Below are 15731 nucleotides of genomic sequence, written 5' to 3' on the forward strand. Positions count from 1 at the left end.
GGCCAATCGTACCCATTCGAGCTATACTTGAGCCCATTACATAAACGGGGAGCTTGCAGGACAAGACGGCAGGCTGAGATTGGGCGCGCCCGCCCTGACCCGCAAACCTGATATGGGTAATGCCAACGAAGGGAGCCGTGCCAATGAGCACACAGACCGAGCCCAAGCTCGTCACGCAAATCGACTTCGCCCGCGCCGGGCAGATCACACCGCAGATGAAGGAGGTCGCCGAGCGCGAGCATCGCGACCCCGAGTACATCCGCGAGCGCGTGGCCGACGGCCGCATCGCCATTCCCGCCAACATCGTGCACATCAAAAAGGGCATGCGCGCCTTTGGCGTCGGCGAGGGCCTTTCCACCAAGGTCAACGTCAACCTGGGCATCTCGGGCGACAAGGCCGATGCCGCCGAGGAATGGAAGAAGGTCAAGATCGCCGAGGACTTTGGCGCCGACGCCATCATGGACCTCTCCAACTCGGGCAAGACGCGCCAGTTCCGCCAGCAGCTCATCGACGAGACACCGCTCATGGTAGGCACCGTCCCCATGTACGACGCCATCGGCTACATGGAAAAGCCGCTGGTCAAGCTCACCAAGGACGACCTGTTCGAAGTCGTGCGCGCGCATGCCGAGGACGGCGTGGACTTTATGACCATCCACTGCGGCATAAACAAGTCGGTCACCAAGACCTTTAAGGAGACCGGCCGCCTGATGAACATCGTGAGCCGTGGCGGCTCACTGCTGTTTGGCTGGATGGAGGTCACCGGTAACGAGAACCCATTCTATGAGTTCTACGACGAGTTGCTCGAGATTTGCCACGAGTACGACGTGACGATTTCGCTCGGCGACTCCTGCCGCCCGGGCTGCCTCTACGACTCCAACGACGCCACCGAGACCGCTGAGATGATCGAGCTGGGCAAGCTGTGCAAGCGCGCTTGGGCCGCCGGCGTCCAGGTCATGGTCGAGGGCCCGGGTCACATGGCGCTCGACGAGATCGCCGCCAACATGAAACTGCAGAAGCGCCTGTGCCACAATGCCCCGTTCTATGTGCTCGGGCCGCTGGTGACCGATATCGGCGTGGGCTACGACCACATCACCGCTGCCATCGGCGGCGCTATCTCCGCCAGTTCCGGCGCCGACTTCCTGTGCTACGTGACGCCGGCCGAGCACCTATGCTTGCCTAACGCCCAGGATGTGCTCGACGGCCTCATGGCCACCAAGATCGCCGCACACGCCGCCGACATCGCCAAAAAGGTGCCGCACGCCCGCGACATGGACGACAAGATGGGCCAGGCACGCCGCAAGCTTGACTGGGACGCCATGTGGGAGTGCGCGCTCGACCCGGTTACGGGCAAGAAGCGCTACGAGGAGTCCCCCGCCGCCACCGAGGGCACTTGCACCATGTGTGGCAAGATGTGCGCCGTCCGCACCGTCAACAAGATCTTCGAGGGCACCACGATCGACCTCGGCATGGAGGACTAACCCTGTCGCCGCGGCCGCCTCTGGCGGCGAGCTGGTGCCTGTCAATTGTTGACGTGTGAACATTTGCTTGCATTTGCGTAAAGATTGCATCGCCCGCCCGGGTTCGACATAGAGTCGGCCCGGGCATCTTTATAATGCTGGCTTAAAGACCCATTTGATTCCGACCGAACAAGGGAGCGAACATGGATCGTAGTAAGGTACCTACCGTCCTGTCCATCGCGGGATCCGATTCCAGCGGTGGCGCCGGCATTCAGGCCGACATCAAGACCATCACGGCGCACCGCCTGTATGCCGAGACGGCCATCACCGCCATCACAGCGCAAAACACACTGGGCGTCACCGCCGTGCAGGATATCTCACCAGATATCGTAGCCGCGCAAATTGACGCCGTTTTTGACGATATCCGCCCCAGCGCCGTCAAGATCGGCATGGTTTCTTCTGTCGAGATTATCGATGTTATCGCCGACCGCCTGAGCGCCTGGAACGCGACAAACGTGGTAGTCGACCCCGTCATGGTAGCCACCTCGGGCGCACGGCTGATTGCCGAAGATGCCGCCGAGGCGCTCACCCGCCGCCTGTTCCCGCTAGCGACGGTTATCACGCCCAATATTCCCGAGGCCATGGCGTTGCTCGATTATGAGGTCGATTCCGAGCGCACTCAGCAAAATGCCGCCATGCTTCTCACCCGCCGCTTTGGCTGCGCGTCTCTCGTTAAGGGCGGGCATTTTGTCAACGAGGCCAACGATGTGCTAGCAGAGCCCGCGCCGCTCGATGACGAGGGCAACCACCTGGGCGATCCGCTCACCACGTGGTTCCGCCACAAGCGCATCGAGACCGGCAACACGCATGGCACCGGTTGCACGCTCTCGTCCGCCATCGCCTGCGCGCTGGCCCAGGGCATGGATCTTGCCGACGCCGTCAACGCAGGCAAGGCATACCTGACAGGCGCTCTGGCCGCCGGCCTGAACATGGGCAAAGGTTCCGGCCCCGTCAACCACATGTGGCAGTACTGAGACAGTTTGCCGCAGCTCGCTATTGATGCTGACCATCAGGCAAAACTCGCTGACGGCACCGCAACACGCTGACCGTACTTGGGGTTTTGCGCCCACTTGGGATATTCGAGGGATACGAGAAAGGGGCCGTGGCGACGAACCGCCACGGCCCCTTTTGCTGTTATCGCCCGCGGTCGCTCCCGCCCCAGATCAGGGCGAGCGCGACAACCGTGACGAAACTGCCCAAAATCGCGCCGAGCGCCGCGCCCATGACGAAAGCCATTACCACGGCACCCCGTCGGTGACGCAGACCTGCAGACGGTCGAGCGGCTCGCCGTAGATACCGGCGTAGTTGTCGCCGCTATAGGTAGAGCCGTCGTCGCACACAGTGTTCAGCCATCCGGCGCGCGCAGTGGTCTGGGAGCGGTACCACGCCTGCTTGTACTCCTCGCCGCTCGGCGTCACGTAGTACATGCGTACGCCGTCGATGGTATGGCCGGCGATACCGGCGCAGCCGTTTACGGTGTCGTTGCGGTCGCCCTTGGCGACCCAGTCGAGCCAGCCGTCCTCGACGGTGTGGACCTGATACTTGAGCGTACCGCGATCAACTCGGGCGCAAAGGAGGTCATGCTGTCGGCACGGGTAGCCCGCGAAGCCGTCGTCGCCGGCACCGAAGTCAGTCACCTCGTCCAGCCAGCCGCCACCCTTGAGGTGCAGCGAGTAGTGTACGGGAACACGGGCGCCAGTGGAGCGAGGGAAACCGCCCGGCGCGCCCTGCGACGCCGAAGGCGCAGCGGGGGTCGCCGCGGGCTGCACAGTCGGCGTGGACGGCTGCGTGCCGCCGACCATCGCGTCGTACCACTCGACGGCGCGCTGCATGTAGTGGTCGCGCTGCGAGCCGGCCAGCTCGCCGGGGCAGGCCGTGGACGACCAGTGCTTGTGCGGGAACACGTTCACCATCCATGCCGGGCGGCCCAGCCCGTAGTACAGGCACAGCGCCGCCACGAGGTGCGCACCGCTCTCGATAGCGGCCTCGTGAACCGTCCACGGGCCGCGCGCGCTGTTGGCGTGCTCGATGGAGATCGTGGTGTCGTTGCCGCCGCCCGTGCCGATGCCGTCGCCGCAAGCGTAGGCGCGGTCGGTGTCGTTGACGTGCTGCACGATGTAGCCGTTGCGGTCGACCGAGTAGTGCGCCGAGCAGCCGTTGGCACCCCAGATGCCGTTGCACTGGTCGGCGTTGAGGTCGCCCGCCATGTGATGGATGGTCACGCCCTTGATGCCAAACGGGCGGCCTGCCGAATAGTTGCAGCCCAACAGCTTGTACTCGTCCGGTTGGACGTTAGCGAAGTCTGCCATTAGTCCTCCTTGATGTCGCCAAGCGCCAGCAGGGCGTCCAGCCATTTGTCCGTGATGCCGACAGATTTGAAGGCCGCATAGGCCACCTGCACGCCTCCGACTGCGGCGAAGACGGACGTCACCCACGCCGAAGGTTCGGTCGGGATGCCGCCCGACATGGCCGTGAGGGCGCCGCATCCCGCAGAGACGGCGATGGCCGTCCAGCGGGCGGCATTGCCCGTCATGGCCTTGGTCTTGATGGCCTGCACGATGTAGGGCACCACGAGCACCGTGGCGACCGTGAGGCCGGCCTGAATCTCAGTCATTCTGTTGCTCCTATCTGCTTGTCTCCTTGTTGTACATGAGGTCGACACGGTCGTAGATGTGGTCGACCTTCTCGGCCATCCCCTGGCTGCGTGCCTGGCTGTTGACCAGATCGGCATGCAAGACGTCGTTTGACGCGACGACCGACTCCATGAGGGTCTTCATCCCCTCAATCAGGGTGTTGCTGCGCTCCATCTGCGCGGCGATGCGGCCCTCCATCTGCGAGCGCTCGCGGTCTCGCTGTGCGCGCTCATCCACCTCGGCCTGCTTTCGCTCCTCGCGCTTGAGGTCGAGGTTCGCCTTGCGCTCGTTCTGGACCTTGTACTCGGCCAAAAATTGCCGCCCAAAATAGAAGGCAATCAGCGCCAGTAGCACGCCGCCAAGCCAGCCGGGTCCGTACGGAGCGAACAGCTTGAGCACCTCCATCCGGCCTCCTTCCCGTTCAATCGACTGCGGGGCCCATCCCCCGCCACACTGCAGGTTCGGGCCCCCGTAACGCCGGCCTACACCGCCGCCATCGTGCCGATGCACACGGCCAGCGGCCCCTGCGACAGGATCACGGCGCGGTCGGTGATTACGCACCCGGTGCAGGAGCGCACCATCGGGACCGTCACGACCGTCCCGCGCAGCATCACGTCGAGCGCCGTGTCGTGGACGCCCACGACCGTGCCGAACTCCATCGTCAGCCGCTTGCCGCCCGACGGCATCGCCGCCGCCAGCCGCGCCGCCGCGCCCTTGATCTCGACCGCCGAATCGCTCATCGCTCGTACCTCCTCGCCGTGTGCTTTATGACGCAGCCGGCGTCAAGCGTCAGCGTCTGCTTCTGGATCGCCAGCTTGCCGACCACCCCGCCGGTCCTGTAGTTCATCGCCACGGCCATGCACGGCTCCACGGGCTTGTATACGCTCCTGAACTCGTCCGTGCGCGTCACTGAGCGCTCGGTGGCGAGAAGCTCCGCCGCCTTGCGGTCCGCCGCCGACTGCATGGCGTCCTGGGGCCAAGGCGTGGCTGTGGAGCCCTCCTCGACCTTGTCGGCGACGAAGATGGCCTCGCCGCCGTCGATGTAGCAGTAGCCCCAGCTGACCTTGCTGTGGTTCTCCGTGGCGTGATAGGTGTAGCTGACCTTCTGCCACTCGCCAGTCAGAGTGAAGCCCTCGGTCACCGGGCCAAGCGCCCTCTCCTGGTCCCAGAAGGACTGTATGATGCCCGTCGCGCCCTTGGTGCCCTTGACCCACACGCTCTGCGTGTAGTCCGTGTCCTCCTTGACACTCGGCCCCTCGTCCTGGCAGAAGCCGATACGCCCGCCACTCGAAACGACCTTGATGCCGAAGAGAACACCCGTCTGCGGCGAGTCGGGAACGTAGACGGTCTGGATGCTGCCGTGCGAATCGCTCTGTCTGAAGCTCTTATCCGACTTCTTGCCGGTGCCGATGAGGGCGTTGGCGGCGCCCTCGACAAGGTTGCTGTCCTCGGTGTCCACGCCCGGCAGGCTGTCGTAGCTGTAGCTCTTGACGATGCGGCGCCCGACCGAGACGGTCGACAGGTCGGAGTCGGGCGAGTCGTCCACCGCCGTGCCGCGCACCGATGCGTCCTGCGTGCTGAAGTCCACGTGCACGACGTTGCAGACCTCGGCGCGGTTGGTCGATTCGGTCATGTCCGGCATGAAGCGCGCGTCCCTGCCCTCGGTGAACTCCGCCGAGATGGGCATGTCGGCAGGCTCGACGTAGCGCCTGTAGAGCACGTTGCCCATTCGGTCGGTCGCCGGCGAGCGGAACCCGGCCGCCTTGAGGAGCAGGTCCACCGCGTCCAGCTTGTTCTTGGCGTCGTTGTCCCTGCCCACGCCGAAAACCAAGGTGCTGCCCAGAAGGAGGCTGCTGGGGTCGGCGTAGACGGTGAGGCCGACCGATTCGGCTATCTTGACGGCTTCATCAACCAGATTGCTGCCAGCAACGATCACGTACGGCCCGTCGAAGTCGTCGTCTTTGAGCCGCTTCAGGAGGCCGTAGGCGTTGATCTGTCCCTCGCGGTAGGCGCCGTCGATGTCCACCGAGTCCACCACGGGCATGAACGTTCCGAGGCACTCGCGCCTCTTACTGCCGTCCGAGAAGGAGGCGTTGAGGTACACGCGCAGGAAGTCGTTGCCGACGTCGAACTTGTCGGCGAAGTCCAGGGATGCGGTCTCATAGAGCGCCGTGTTCGCATTGCGCTCGATGGAGCCGCCGTTCTCGATGTCGCGCACGAATTCGAGCTCGAGCCCCGTCTCGCGCGAGACGCGCACGAAGTCGTAGGAGGCGTCGAACGGCCTTATCCAGCTATCAGCCATTGGCGGGCTCCTCCCACGTCTCCCACGTCGGGTCGCACGAAGCCACCCACGCGCCATCCGAGCGCTTCACGCTGCAGCTCAGGCGGGCGCGGAACCGCTCGCCGTAAAGATCGCGCACCCAGAAGCGCCCCGCGGTGTTCATGACCTTGAGGAATGACTTGTAGTCCTCCTCGTCGAGCAGCAGAAAGTCCATGCTGTCATTGACGTCCCTCTCGTTGATGCCGTACGAGACGGGCAGCCCTTCCCCGCCGTCGGCAAAGTGCAGCATCTTGTACCCGTGCGTCACCTTGCGGCTCGAGCCCTTCTTGAGATAGCGCCCGAGCCACGTCCTCTCAGCGCCGGCCCCCCAGTTGAGAGCCACCGCGCGGCTCGCCACGGTCGTCTTGACCCTCGTCGCCGTGCTCACGCCCGTCGCGGCGTAGGCGACCGCGACGTACTCGAACTCGCTGTTGAGCGGAGGCAGCGGGTCGCTCGCACCCTCGCCCGCCGCAAGGTGCGAGCCGAGCTGCAGGGTCGAGCCGTCGGGCAGGACGCGCGACACGGTGAAGTGGGACGTCCCGGGCGTGTCGTCGCTGTCGGCCTTGCCTGGGAATACCGACAGCTGGCATCCCAGCCTCTCGTCGACGAAGATGTTGAGCGACGGTTTGGCTGGCGGTGCCCAGTCGGTCCGGAAAGTTCTCGAGACGGTGACCGATAGCGACGATCCGGCCGTGACCGTGAGCATGACCCTGTACGGCGTGAAGTTGACGAAGGCGTGCTGCGCGTAGCCGAGGCCAAAGGAGCGCGCGTTCTTGTCCACAGTCCCGCTCCACAGGAGATTGCCCCTGATGTCGCACAAAGACAGGTACTGTCGGCTGACGCCCGTCTCGTCGGCCACCTTCCACGTGAAGGTATGCGGCACCGCGCGCAGGGTCGCCCCGTCCGCAGCCGGGTCGGTGAAGAATGCCTGGGGCGCGTCCGCCACGGTATATGCCGCCGCGCTCGACCATGCGCCCCAGTCCTCGTCGAGGCCCTTGGTGCGCACGCGCGCGGTGTACATGCCCTTGGCGTCCGTCGGCAACTTCAGGCTCGTAGCCGAGCCCTCGACCGTCGTGGCAGTGGTGCCCGCAGGGGTCGTGATCTGCACCTCCGCGGAGGCCTGCGCCGAGCCGTCCGGATGGTTGGGCACCCATTCGAGTGTCGCGGTCGAACCCGTGGCGTAAGCCGCCCTGACGCCCCTGATGGACGGTGCGAGCGGCGGGCATATTGTCGTGACCTCGTTTGACTCGGTCCACGGTCCCTTGAGGCCGCTCTTGACCGCGCGGGCGCGGTAGCGCACCGTACCCGCCGGTGCCTCCTCGTCCTCCCATGAGGCGTTCACGTCCGCATCGACCCACGTCTTGCGCCCGTCGGTCGACAGCTGGAACTCCCAGCTGTCGACGAAGGCCGGCGCGTCGTGCCCCTTGAGCACGACCTTCGCCGCCTCCGCCTTGACGGCCTCGAGCATGCCGAGCGCCGTCGGCGTGGTATAGATCGCCGGCGCGCTCACGCCGTAGTCCGACGTGCCGCCGGGGCCCGTCGCCTTGGCAGAGAAGATATACATGCAGCCAGGCTCGAGGCCGTTGTAGGTGTGGCTCGTGGTATCCCAGTTCACGGTGCCGACGTCGGTGAACTTCCCCGGGCCGTTCTTCACCACGCCGACGGTCACGGTCGACCAGGGGTAGTCGCCGTTCATGCCCGTGTAGTCGACGTCCCAGCTGACCTTCGCGCTGGTGTCGCTCAGGCGCTCCGCCCTGATGTTCTTCGGCGTGTGCGGCGTGTGGTAGGCACGGCACGGGACCGTGACGGTGTTGGAGGCGTTCGACGTTCCGTTGCCGAAGCCGCCCGTGACGTTAATCTGGCCAGTGAAGGTGTGGTTGTAGGCGTCGCCGTTGCCGCGCGCGAGCTCGACGTCGCGCGACGTGCACTGGACCCACACCCAGCCGGAGTTGTTCGTCGAGTAGACCGAGCCGTTCCACGAGCCGCCCGCCGACGAGCTGCCGTTTGCGTAGCAGTCGATGGCGTAGCGCGTGCCGTATCCGTGCGTGACGCGGTAGGTCACGGTGGTGTCCGTGCGCCCGACCTCAGCAACGTCCACGTACGCGCACCAGCAGTACTTTCTATAGCCACTGCCGCCTTGAACCCAGTTTCCCTGCGCCATACTACGCGACCCCCATCGCCATGCTCTGCTCCACCGCCGCGACGAAGCTCCTGAAGGCGGAGGCCACGCGCCCGTCGACGCCCAGCAGGTCGCCGTCGAGGTAGAGGTTGTAAACGTTGCCGCCGCCCGCGATGCCCGCGGCTCCGCTGGCGGTCGCCCCGTATGCTCCGCCGCCGGTAACGCTCGCACCGAACACGGCGGCCTTCTCGACGTTGCGCACCGCCGACCTCATGGACTTAACCGGCTCGTCCGCCGTGTCGTCGATGCCGAGGGCCGCGCCCTCCATGACGTAGCCGAAAATCTTGCGGAACACGCGCGACGGCGAGTGGATACCCAGCAGGTTCTTGGCCGCGTCGATGGCGCCGCCCACCACGCCGGTAATCTTGCTCACGACCACGCCAGCCGCGCCGCTGATTCCGTTTGCGATGCCCTGCACGATCTGCGAGCCGATGGAGGCCACGCGGCCGGGGATTGAGGACAGGGCGCCCATGATGGAGCTGCCGATGCTCGAGACCGCCGAGGTCACGAAGCCGACCGCGCCGCGGATGGCGGAGCCCAGGCTGCTGATTCCGTTGCGGCCGATGCTCGCCAGGGTGGACGGCAGGTTGGCGATGGCACCGCGGATGGCGGACACGATGTTGGTGCCGCACGTGCTGACGAAGCCGGCCATGCCGGTGATGCCGTTGCCCAGGAACGTGATGGCGTTCCTGCCTAGGCTCAGCCAGTCGAGCGCCGACCACACCGAGACGAAGGCCGAGAAGATGGCCGGGATGTTGGCGATGAGCGTCGGTATGGCCTGCACGATTCCCATTGCGAGCGTCGCTATCGCCTGAAGGCCGGCACCCAGCAGCGTCGGCGCGTTGTCGTTGATAGCGTTTGCGAGGTTCTGCACGATGACCGGCGCCTGCTCGATGATCGTCGGCAGGCTGTCGGCGATTCCCTGCGCCAGCCCCACGATGAGGTTCGCCGCGCCCTCTGCCAGGACGCCCGCGTTCTCGGCTATGGACTCTGAGAGGCCGGTGAGAATCTGCAGGCCGCTCTCCATGATGGAGGGAAGGTTCTCGGACAGGTACCCGCCGAGCGAGGTCATGAGCGACGCCGCCGTCTCGGAGAGGAAAGACAGCCCCATCTCGATTCCCTCGGCGAGCCTGGGGACGATCTCGCCGCCGACGCCCGCGAAGCCCTCGGCGATGCCGGGGAGAGAGGAGGTGATGTTCTCCTGCAGCGTGGACAGGTCGCCGTCGAGCAGCGTCAGCCCGTAGACCATGGCGAGGTGCAAAGACTCGAGCGGGTTGTCCCCGACCGACCAGATCTCGCGCAGGCCCTTGAAGCGCTCGCCGATCTCGTCCACGCCGTCAGACACGGCGGAGAGGATGTCGCCCATGGGCCCGGGCACGGCCTCAGCCGCGCTGTCGAGCGCCTGCGTGAAGACACCGACGAACGCCTCGCCGACGACCGGTGCCAGCGTCGAGATCACCCCCGGCAGCTGCTCGACGGCCGTGGACACGATGGTCGCCACGCGCGGCACGATGTTGGAGGCCGCCGTCTCGACCGACTCGACCAGCTCTGAGGTGAGCTTGCCCATGTCGGCGTCGTCCTTGCCAAGTTCGGTCACCCAGTTCTCCCAGGCGGCCTTGGCCATGTTGCAGGAACCCTCGATGGTCGTCGCGGCCTCGCGCGAGGTCGTGCCCGCGATCTGCATCTGCTCCTGCATCGTGTGGATGGCGAGCACGATGTTGTCGAACGACAGGCTCGACTCGTCCACGGCGGAGTTGACGGCGTGCGCGTCCTTGACGAGGCGCTGCATCTCCTCCTTGGTGCCGCCGTAGCCGAGTTTCAGGTTGTCGAGCATCGTGTAGTTCTGCTTTGCGAAGCCCTGGTAGGCGTTCTGCAGGTCATCCATCGCCGTGCCGAAGGTGTTCGCGTTGTCGCTCATGTCGACCATGGCCGTGTTGGCGTACTCGGCCGCCTTGACCGTGTCGCCGCCCAGCGAGGAGACGAGCGCGGCCGAGAAGCCGGTCACCTGCTCCATGTACCGGTTGGCGCTCAGGCCCGCCGTCTTGTAGGCGGCGTCCGCGTTGGCGAGCACCGTCGTCTGGGCCTGCTCGAGCTGCTCCCACTTGCCGGAACACTGCTCGACGGTCTGCCCGGTCATGGCGGCGTAGTCCTCGAGTGACTTGCCCATGTTGCCGAAAATCTTCTGGATGCCGCCGACGTTCTGCTCGTATGCGGCATAGGCGTTCATGCTCATGCCCGTGACGGCAGCGACGCCCGCACCCACGGCGGCGACGCCCGCGCCGATTGCCTTGGCGGCGGTCGCGCCGGCCTTGCCGAGCGTGCCGACGATCTTCGAGGCGACGCCCTCGGCCTTTCCGCTGGCCTCGTCCTTGAGGCCGACCTTAATCATCAGATCGAGAAGGTTCACCTAGACCACCTTCAATCCCATCCGCTCGATGATGTCGGCGGCGATCTCGTCGCCGCCGCGCGTGTCCTCCGCCTCGGACCCATCGCCCGCGCCGCCGTTCACGATGCTCAGGAAGGGCTCCTTGAGCCACTTCCCCTGAGCCATGAGGCGAACCGATTCGCTCAGGTACACGCGGAACGCCTCCCGCTCGTCGCGCTCGCGCCACCGCGCGACCATGTACCTACAGAAAGGGCGAGCACGCCGTGGCCCGACGTACTCGCCCAGACAGAGCCATATGTGGGATGGGTCCTCGGCGGCTATCCAAAAAAAGGAGCCAGGATGTCCTTGATGCCGTCGATGCCGTCGATGGCATCCTTGATGTCGTTCACCCACTTCTTCACGGTGAACGCGGCCTTGTACTCCTCGAGTGTCTGGCCGTCGAGCGCGGCGAGCAGCTTGTAGCTGATCTCGCCGCCCTGGCGCAGCACGTCGGGCAGCAGCCCCGCCACCATGTCCACGGCGAGGCCGTTGACCTCGGCGACAGCTGCTGCCTTCGCGGCCTCGGGGTCGCCCTTGGCCTTGGTGTTCGCCTTGGCCTTGGCCTTGGCGGAGTCGGCGCGGAACTTGGCGTAGGCGGCCTTGGCCTTCGCGCCAAGCTCGCCGTTCATGACGTCCTCCGCGACGTCCGCCAGCATGCACATGGCGTTCTGGAACTCGTCGGCGGTAAGGTTCTCCAGCTTCATGGTTAGGCTCCAATCTCCTGCTTGATGTACAGCTCGTAGGGCACGATCTCGGGGTTCTTGATTGAGTAGTGGCCCGTGAACTCGAACGCGAACTGGCCCTTGGCCTTGTTCTGCGTCGTGATTTGCAGACCGCCCGTGTTGAGCGCGTTGATGAGGCGGATGGCGATATAGCCGTTGCCGTTCTCGCCCGAGTAGTCGCCGATGAGCCAGATGTCGGCGAAGTCCTCCTCCGAGAGCGCGGAGCGCGGGACGATCTTCCCCTCGGTCTCGTCGGCTGCGGCCGCGAGCTTCTTGCCGAGCGCGGTGTTCAGCGTCACGAACGTGCCGCTCAGCTTGGCCTCGATGCTGTCGATGCGCTTCAGCTCCATCGTGTTGGCGGGGCAGTTGTCGATGTCCTCGCCGTAGTCGATGAAGCTGGGCGTGGCGGCGAAGCTGGTTCCGCCGCTCGTCGCGCCCATCAGCTCGGACTCCGCGACCTCGGCGGTCTTGGGGTTGAAATTCGTGGCGAGCAGGCCCGCGTTGATGACGATCTCCTTGAACGTGTTCTCGGGGATGCGCGTGAACTTAGACATATGACCTCCTAGTAGCTGGTCATGTACTCAATGGTCAGGTTGATGATTCGGCGCTTCACGGCGTTGTCCTCGTCGGCCATGGCGTTGCAGAACGGCTCGCCCTGCATCACCCACATGCCGCCGCCGTCGCACGGCAGCAACACGCCGGAGAGCCCGAGCGTCCGGGCGACCTCCTCGGCCTTGACGTTGGGCGCGGCCTCGGACGAGGTCCGGTACCAGAGGTTCACCTCGGAGTTGCACTGCGCGCCGAACGCCGCGGTCGGCAGGTCGTAGGTGATGTAGGGCATCTTCGCCTCGCCCGGCACCGCCGAGTCGCGGTACACGGGCAGCCCGAAGCCCTCGAGCCACGCCTGCAGCGCCGCCGCCTTAGTCGCCATCCGGCACCTCCCACTCCTCCGCGCTGCACTGGCCGAAGCCGAACGACGCGCAGCGCGGCGCGGCCCCGTCGTCCGCGTTCGAAGTGCAGCGGAAAACCTGTCCGTCGGACGCACGCCGGAAGAGGTCGCCGTACCGTAGCGGCTCGCCGGTGGTCACGGTGTAGACGTTCCTCACGCCGTCGTGCTCCGCGATGCGCGAGGCCGTCGAGCTGTCGCGCACAATCGCCGCCGTGAAGCCGTCGCCGACGGCGAGGACGGTCTTGAATCCGCCCTCGCCGTCGGGCTCGGTCTTTGAGACGAGCCTCGCGCACGCCACCGCCATGCGCTCGTACAGGCGGCTCACAGCTTTCTCCAAGGGTCGAGGCGCGCCTTGAACTGCTGTCGCCACGTGATTGGCGAGCCGTCGCCGCCGACGCGCGTGTAGCTGTAGCCGCCGAAGCTCTCGGATGCGTAGGGGCTGTCCAGCTCCTTGGCGTGCTCGGTCTGCCACGCTGCGATCTCGTCAGCGAGGTCGACCACGGCCTGCGGGATGGCGAGCGCCCAGACGGTGCCGACGAACTCCTCGTCCGTGAGTCCGTTGTAGGGCCACGCGTGCAGCCCGTCGTTGAAGGTCGAGCCCGTGATGCGGACGTACTGGCCCTCCTTGAGGCCGAGGGCCGCGGGCGGCACGAGGCGGCCGTCCTCGATACGGACGCGCCCCGTGCGCTTGTCGGCGACGAACCAGTTGCGCAGCGACAGAAGCACCTGCTCGAGCATCTCTGCGCCTATCGCTTATCGGTGATGACTGCGGCGAGCTCGGGGCTGAGGGTCTTGACGCCGCATAGCATGTCGATGGAGACGGTATCGGTCTTGGTCTTCTGGTCGTAGCCCTGCACGACGCGCAGGCCGAAGCCGTCGTAGGAGGTGGAGAAGGCCTTGGGCGCGCCGAGCGGCATCTCGAGCTGGCGGGTCACGAGCGCGAAGGCGTTCTTGTGGAACGCGATGGACGGCGTGTAGTTCGCCGTCTCGGCGGTCGTCTTCTGAACGTTCTGGTCGCAGTAGAAGTCGAGGCCGTACTTGCGGCCAAGCGACGCCTCCTTGAGGGCGGTGCCGTTGTCGCCGACGGCGGAGGCATTGGTGAACGCCTCGGTGTTGAGCAGGTCGGCCTCGGCCTGGGAGCCGTAGACGAAGCGGCGCTCCGTGGAGGGTGCCTTGGCGTCCACGAGGAACTTGCGGGCGGCGATGATGTCCGCCACGGCGATGGCGCCCTTGGCATGGTCGACGCGGTTCGTGACGTCCTTCTCGAGCGCGAGCAGGTAGCCGTCGATCTTGTCGGCGAAGGCCTGCATCGCCGGGACGAGGAACTGCGCGGAGAAGTCGACGATGCCCATCGTCAGCTCCTTGGACGTGACGGCGAACGTCACGTCGAGCAGCTTGTCCATCTTGACGGGGACCTTGCCCTCCGTGGCGTCCTGCACCTCGACCTCGGTGGTGAACTCCTTGGCCTCGAAGGTGGCGGGCTTGCGGACGGTGATGGTGTCGCCCACGCCGGCGACGAACTCGGAGGAGTAGTCGCGGTGGACGAGGTTGGCCATGACGGCGTTGGTGCGCAGAACGTCCAGCGCCTCGTTGGCGATGATGTTGGGTGTAAGGATGGTGTTCGACATAGATACCCCTTAGCCTCTCTGCTCCGCCTTGTACTTCATGTACTCGGCGGTGCTCATTTCGTTGATGTCCTTGCCGCCCTCGCCCTTGGGGGCGTGGGCCACGTCGGCACCCTTGACGGTCGTGGTTGCGATGAAGTCGGCCCAGTCGGCCTTGATGCCCTCGGTCAGCTTGTCCGCGTCCTCGATAGCGCCGTCCTTGACGGTCACGCCCTCGAGGTCGGAGACCTTGAGAACGGTCTCGATGCGCTTGGGGTCGACGCCCGCCGACTTGAGCAGCTTTCGATACAAGCTGCGCTTCTCAGCTGCGGCTTTCTCGCCCTCGACCTTGGCCTTGTAGTCCTCTAGGTTCTTGACGGCGGCCTTGTACTTTTCCTCGTACTCGCCCGCGCCCTCGCCCTTGGCCTTGAGCGCGTCCAGCTCCTTCTTGTAGCCGTCCGCCTTGCCCGCGGCCTCCTTGAGCTCGTCGCGCTGCGCCTTGAGCGCGTCCACGCTCTCGGCGTGCTCCTCGATGATCTGGTCGATCTTCTCGTCCTCGATGCCCATTGCCTTGAGCATCTTTCGCGTGAGTGCCAACAGAATCTCCCTTGCTTCGGAATGGGCGGGTCCCAGCCTGTTGCCTCGGCAGGGCCCGCACCGCAATACCTCGCGGCAAGGGTGAGTATCCAGGCGGAGTAACGCGGCCCTACGCGCCACCCCTCAGGTGCTTCTCGAGAATCGCCCGGTACGTGTCTCCGTGGCCCGTTGCCGCCTTGCGCAGGAAGTGCTTGCCCTTCATGCGGGAGGTCCCCTCCTCGACGTATGGCGCGTACTCGACGTTGGTCCCGATGAAGCAGTCGTAGCCTTTGAGGAGGTGCGTGACGGAGTTGCGCAACCTGCCCGTGTCGACCGGGCACGTCGCCTTGGCGTAGCCCTCCGCGACGAGGCCTATCTCCTCTAGGCCCGTCTTATAGGCGCGCAGGAGGGCCTTCTCGACCTGCTCGATGTTGTTCTGCCGTATCTCGATGCACTCGGCGGTATCCAGCTTCGCAGCGTTCACGATCTCCTCGGTGATGAGGGTGCCGTGCCGGCCGTGGTCGCCGATGCCGCCGACGAGCCCGTAAGCCATCAGTCGAGCACCTCGCACCCGTAGCCCACGCGCCCGTCGACGTCCGCCTCGATGGCCTCGATGGCCTGCACCGGAACGCCCTCGCACCCGAGCGTGCAGCCGTCGTCGGGCTCGACCTCGTCGCCGCGCTGCGTGCAGATGTAGGTATCCGGGAACGTGAAGCCGAAACCTAGCTTTACGGCGCAGTCGCCGCAGTTCGCGCAAGTGAATAGCTCTTTCATGCCTGCCCCAATCTCTCTGCGGGCAGTGTCGC

19 protein-coding genes are annotated in these 15731 nt (G+C 65.5%); 2 read left to right on the forward strand and 17 right to left on the reverse strand.

All coding sequences use genetic code 11. The features are described from left to right. The first annotated feature begins 143 nt into the window (after nt 1-143). The gene (gene thiC, locus PGW49_RS05535) at nt 144-1478 is read left to right on the forward strand and encodes a phosphomethylpyrimidine synthase ThiC (protein WP_006234165.1); all 1335 of its coding nucleotides are present in this window, start codon (nt 144-146) and stop codon (nt 1476-1478) included. A gap of 182 nt (nt 1479-1660) precedes the next feature. Then, nucleotides 1661-2491 (forward strand): bifunctional hydroxymethylpyrimidine kinase/phosphomethylpyrimidine kinase, encoded by an 831-nt coding sequence (gene thiD, locus PGW49_RS05540; protein ID WP_138112205.1) that lies wholly within the window; start codon nt 1661-1663, stop codon nt 2489-2491. Nucleotides 2492-2752: 261 nt separating this feature from the next. Here the strand turns inward: thiD and PGW49_RS05545 are convergent, their stop codons facing one another. From PGW49_RS05545 to PGW49_RS05625, 17 genes are all read right to left on the reverse strand, one after another. After that, entirely contained in the window at nt 2753-3826 is a 1074-nt protein-coding gene (locus PGW49_RS05545) for a peptidoglycan recognition protein family protein (protein WP_270225830.1), read from the reverse strand. Further along, nucleotides 3826-4131 carry a hypothetical protein gene (locus PGW49_RS05550; RefSeq protein ID WP_270225831.1) on the reverse strand — a complete coding sequence of 102 codons (306 nt, stop codon included), beginning with the start codon at nt 4129-4131 and terminating at the stop codon, nt 3826-3828. The genes PGW49_RS05545 and PGW49_RS05550 overlap by 1 nt, the downstream gene beginning before the upstream one ends. Before the next feature lie 10 nt (nt 4132-4141). Beyond that, entirely contained in the window at nt 4142-4555 is a 414-nt protein-coding gene (locus PGW49_RS05555) for a hypothetical protein (RefSeq protein ID WP_270225832.1), read from the reverse strand. Between the two features lie 77 nt (nt 4556-4632). Next, the gene (locus PGW49_RS05560; protein ID WP_270225834.1) at nt 4633-4890 is read right to left on the reverse strand and encodes a hypothetical protein; all 258 of its coding nucleotides are present in this window, start codon (nt 4888-4890) and stop codon (nt 4633-4635) included. After that, on the reverse strand, nt 4887-6452 hold the full coding sequence (locus PGW49_RS05565; protein WP_270225836.1) for a hypothetical protein: 1566 nt from the start codon (nt 6450-6452) through the stop codon (nt 4887-4889). The genes PGW49_RS05560 and PGW49_RS05565 overlap by 4 nt, the downstream gene beginning before the upstream one ends. Then, nucleotides 6445-8631, reverse strand: a complete 2187-nt coding sequence (locus tag PGW49_RS05570) for a fibronectin type III domain-containing protein (protein ID WP_270225838.1) — start codon at nt 8629-8631, stop codon at nt 6445-6447. Before PGW49_RS05570 ends, PGW49_RS05565 begins: the two co-directional genes overlap by 8 nt. Before the next feature lies 1 nt (nt 8632). Beyond that, on the reverse strand, nt 8633-11056 hold the full coding sequence (locus PGW49_RS05575; RefSeq protein ID WP_270225840.1) for a phage tail protein: 2424 nt from the start codon (nt 11054-11056) through the stop codon (nt 8633-8635). Beyond that, complete coding sequence (locus tag PGW49_RS05580) at nt 11057-11227, reverse strand: hypothetical protein (protein WP_270225841.1); 171 nt, start codon at nt 11225-11227, stop codon at nt 11057-11059. Between the two features lie 125 nt (nt 11228-11352). Beyond that, nucleotides 11353-11778 carry a hypothetical protein gene (locus PGW49_RS05585; protein WP_270225842.1) on the reverse strand — a complete coding sequence of 142 codons (426 nt, stop codon included), beginning with the start codon at nt 11776-11778 and terminating at the stop codon, nt 11353-11355. A 2-nt stretch (nt 11779-11780) separates the two neighbouring features. Then, entirely contained in the window at nt 11781-12350 is a 570-nt protein-coding gene (locus tag PGW49_RS05590; RefSeq protein ID WP_270225844.1) for a hypothetical protein, read from the reverse strand. A gap of 8 nt (nt 12351-12358) precedes the next feature. Continuing rightward, nucleotides 12359-12727: a hypothetical protein gene (locus tag PGW49_RS05595; protein ID WP_270225847.1), complete on the reverse strand. Its 369-nt coding sequence runs from the start codon at nt 12725-12727 to the stop codon at nt 12359-12361. After that, nucleotides 12717-13070 (reverse strand): hypothetical protein, encoded by a 354-nt coding sequence (locus PGW49_RS05600; protein WP_270225848.1) that lies wholly within the window; start codon nt 13068-13070, stop codon nt 12717-12719. Before PGW49_RS05600 ends, PGW49_RS05595 begins: the two co-directional genes overlap by 11 nt. Further along, nucleotides 13067-13483: a hypothetical protein gene (locus PGW49_RS05605; protein WP_270225849.1), complete on the reverse strand. Its 417-nt coding sequence runs from the start codon at nt 13481-13483 to the stop codon at nt 13067-13069. The genes PGW49_RS05600 and PGW49_RS05605 overlap by 4 nt, the downstream gene beginning before the upstream one ends. An 8-nt stretch (nt 13484-13491) precedes the next feature. Further along, nucleotides 13492-14373 carry a P22 phage major capsid protein family protein gene (locus PGW49_RS05610; protein ID WP_270225850.1) on the reverse strand — a complete coding sequence of 294 codons (882 nt, stop codon included), beginning with the start codon at nt 14371-14373 and terminating at the stop codon, nt 13492-13494. A gap of 9 nt (nt 14374-14382) precedes the next feature. Then, entirely contained in the window at nt 14383-14946 is a 564-nt protein-coding gene (locus PGW49_RS05615; protein ID WP_270225852.1) for a phage scaffolding protein, read from the reverse strand. Between the two features lie 109 nt (nt 14947-15055). Further along, nucleotides 15056-15478 (reverse strand): HK97 gp10 family phage protein, encoded by a 423-nt coding sequence (locus tag PGW49_RS05620; protein WP_270225853.1) that lies wholly within the window; start codon nt 15476-15478, stop codon nt 15056-15058. Beyond that, entirely contained in the window at nt 15478-15699 is a 222-nt protein-coding gene (locus PGW49_RS05625) for a hypothetical protein (protein ID WP_270225854.1), read from the reverse strand. Before PGW49_RS05625 ends, PGW49_RS05620 begins: the two co-directional genes overlap by 1 nt. Between the last annotated feature and the right edge of the window lie 32 nt (nt 15700-15731).

Origin of the sequence: Collinsella aerofaciens, assembly GCF_027679495.1 — a bacterium.
GTDB lineage: Bacteria > Actinomycetota > Coriobacteriia > Coriobacteriales > Coriobacteriaceae > Collinsella > Collinsella aerofaciens_AK.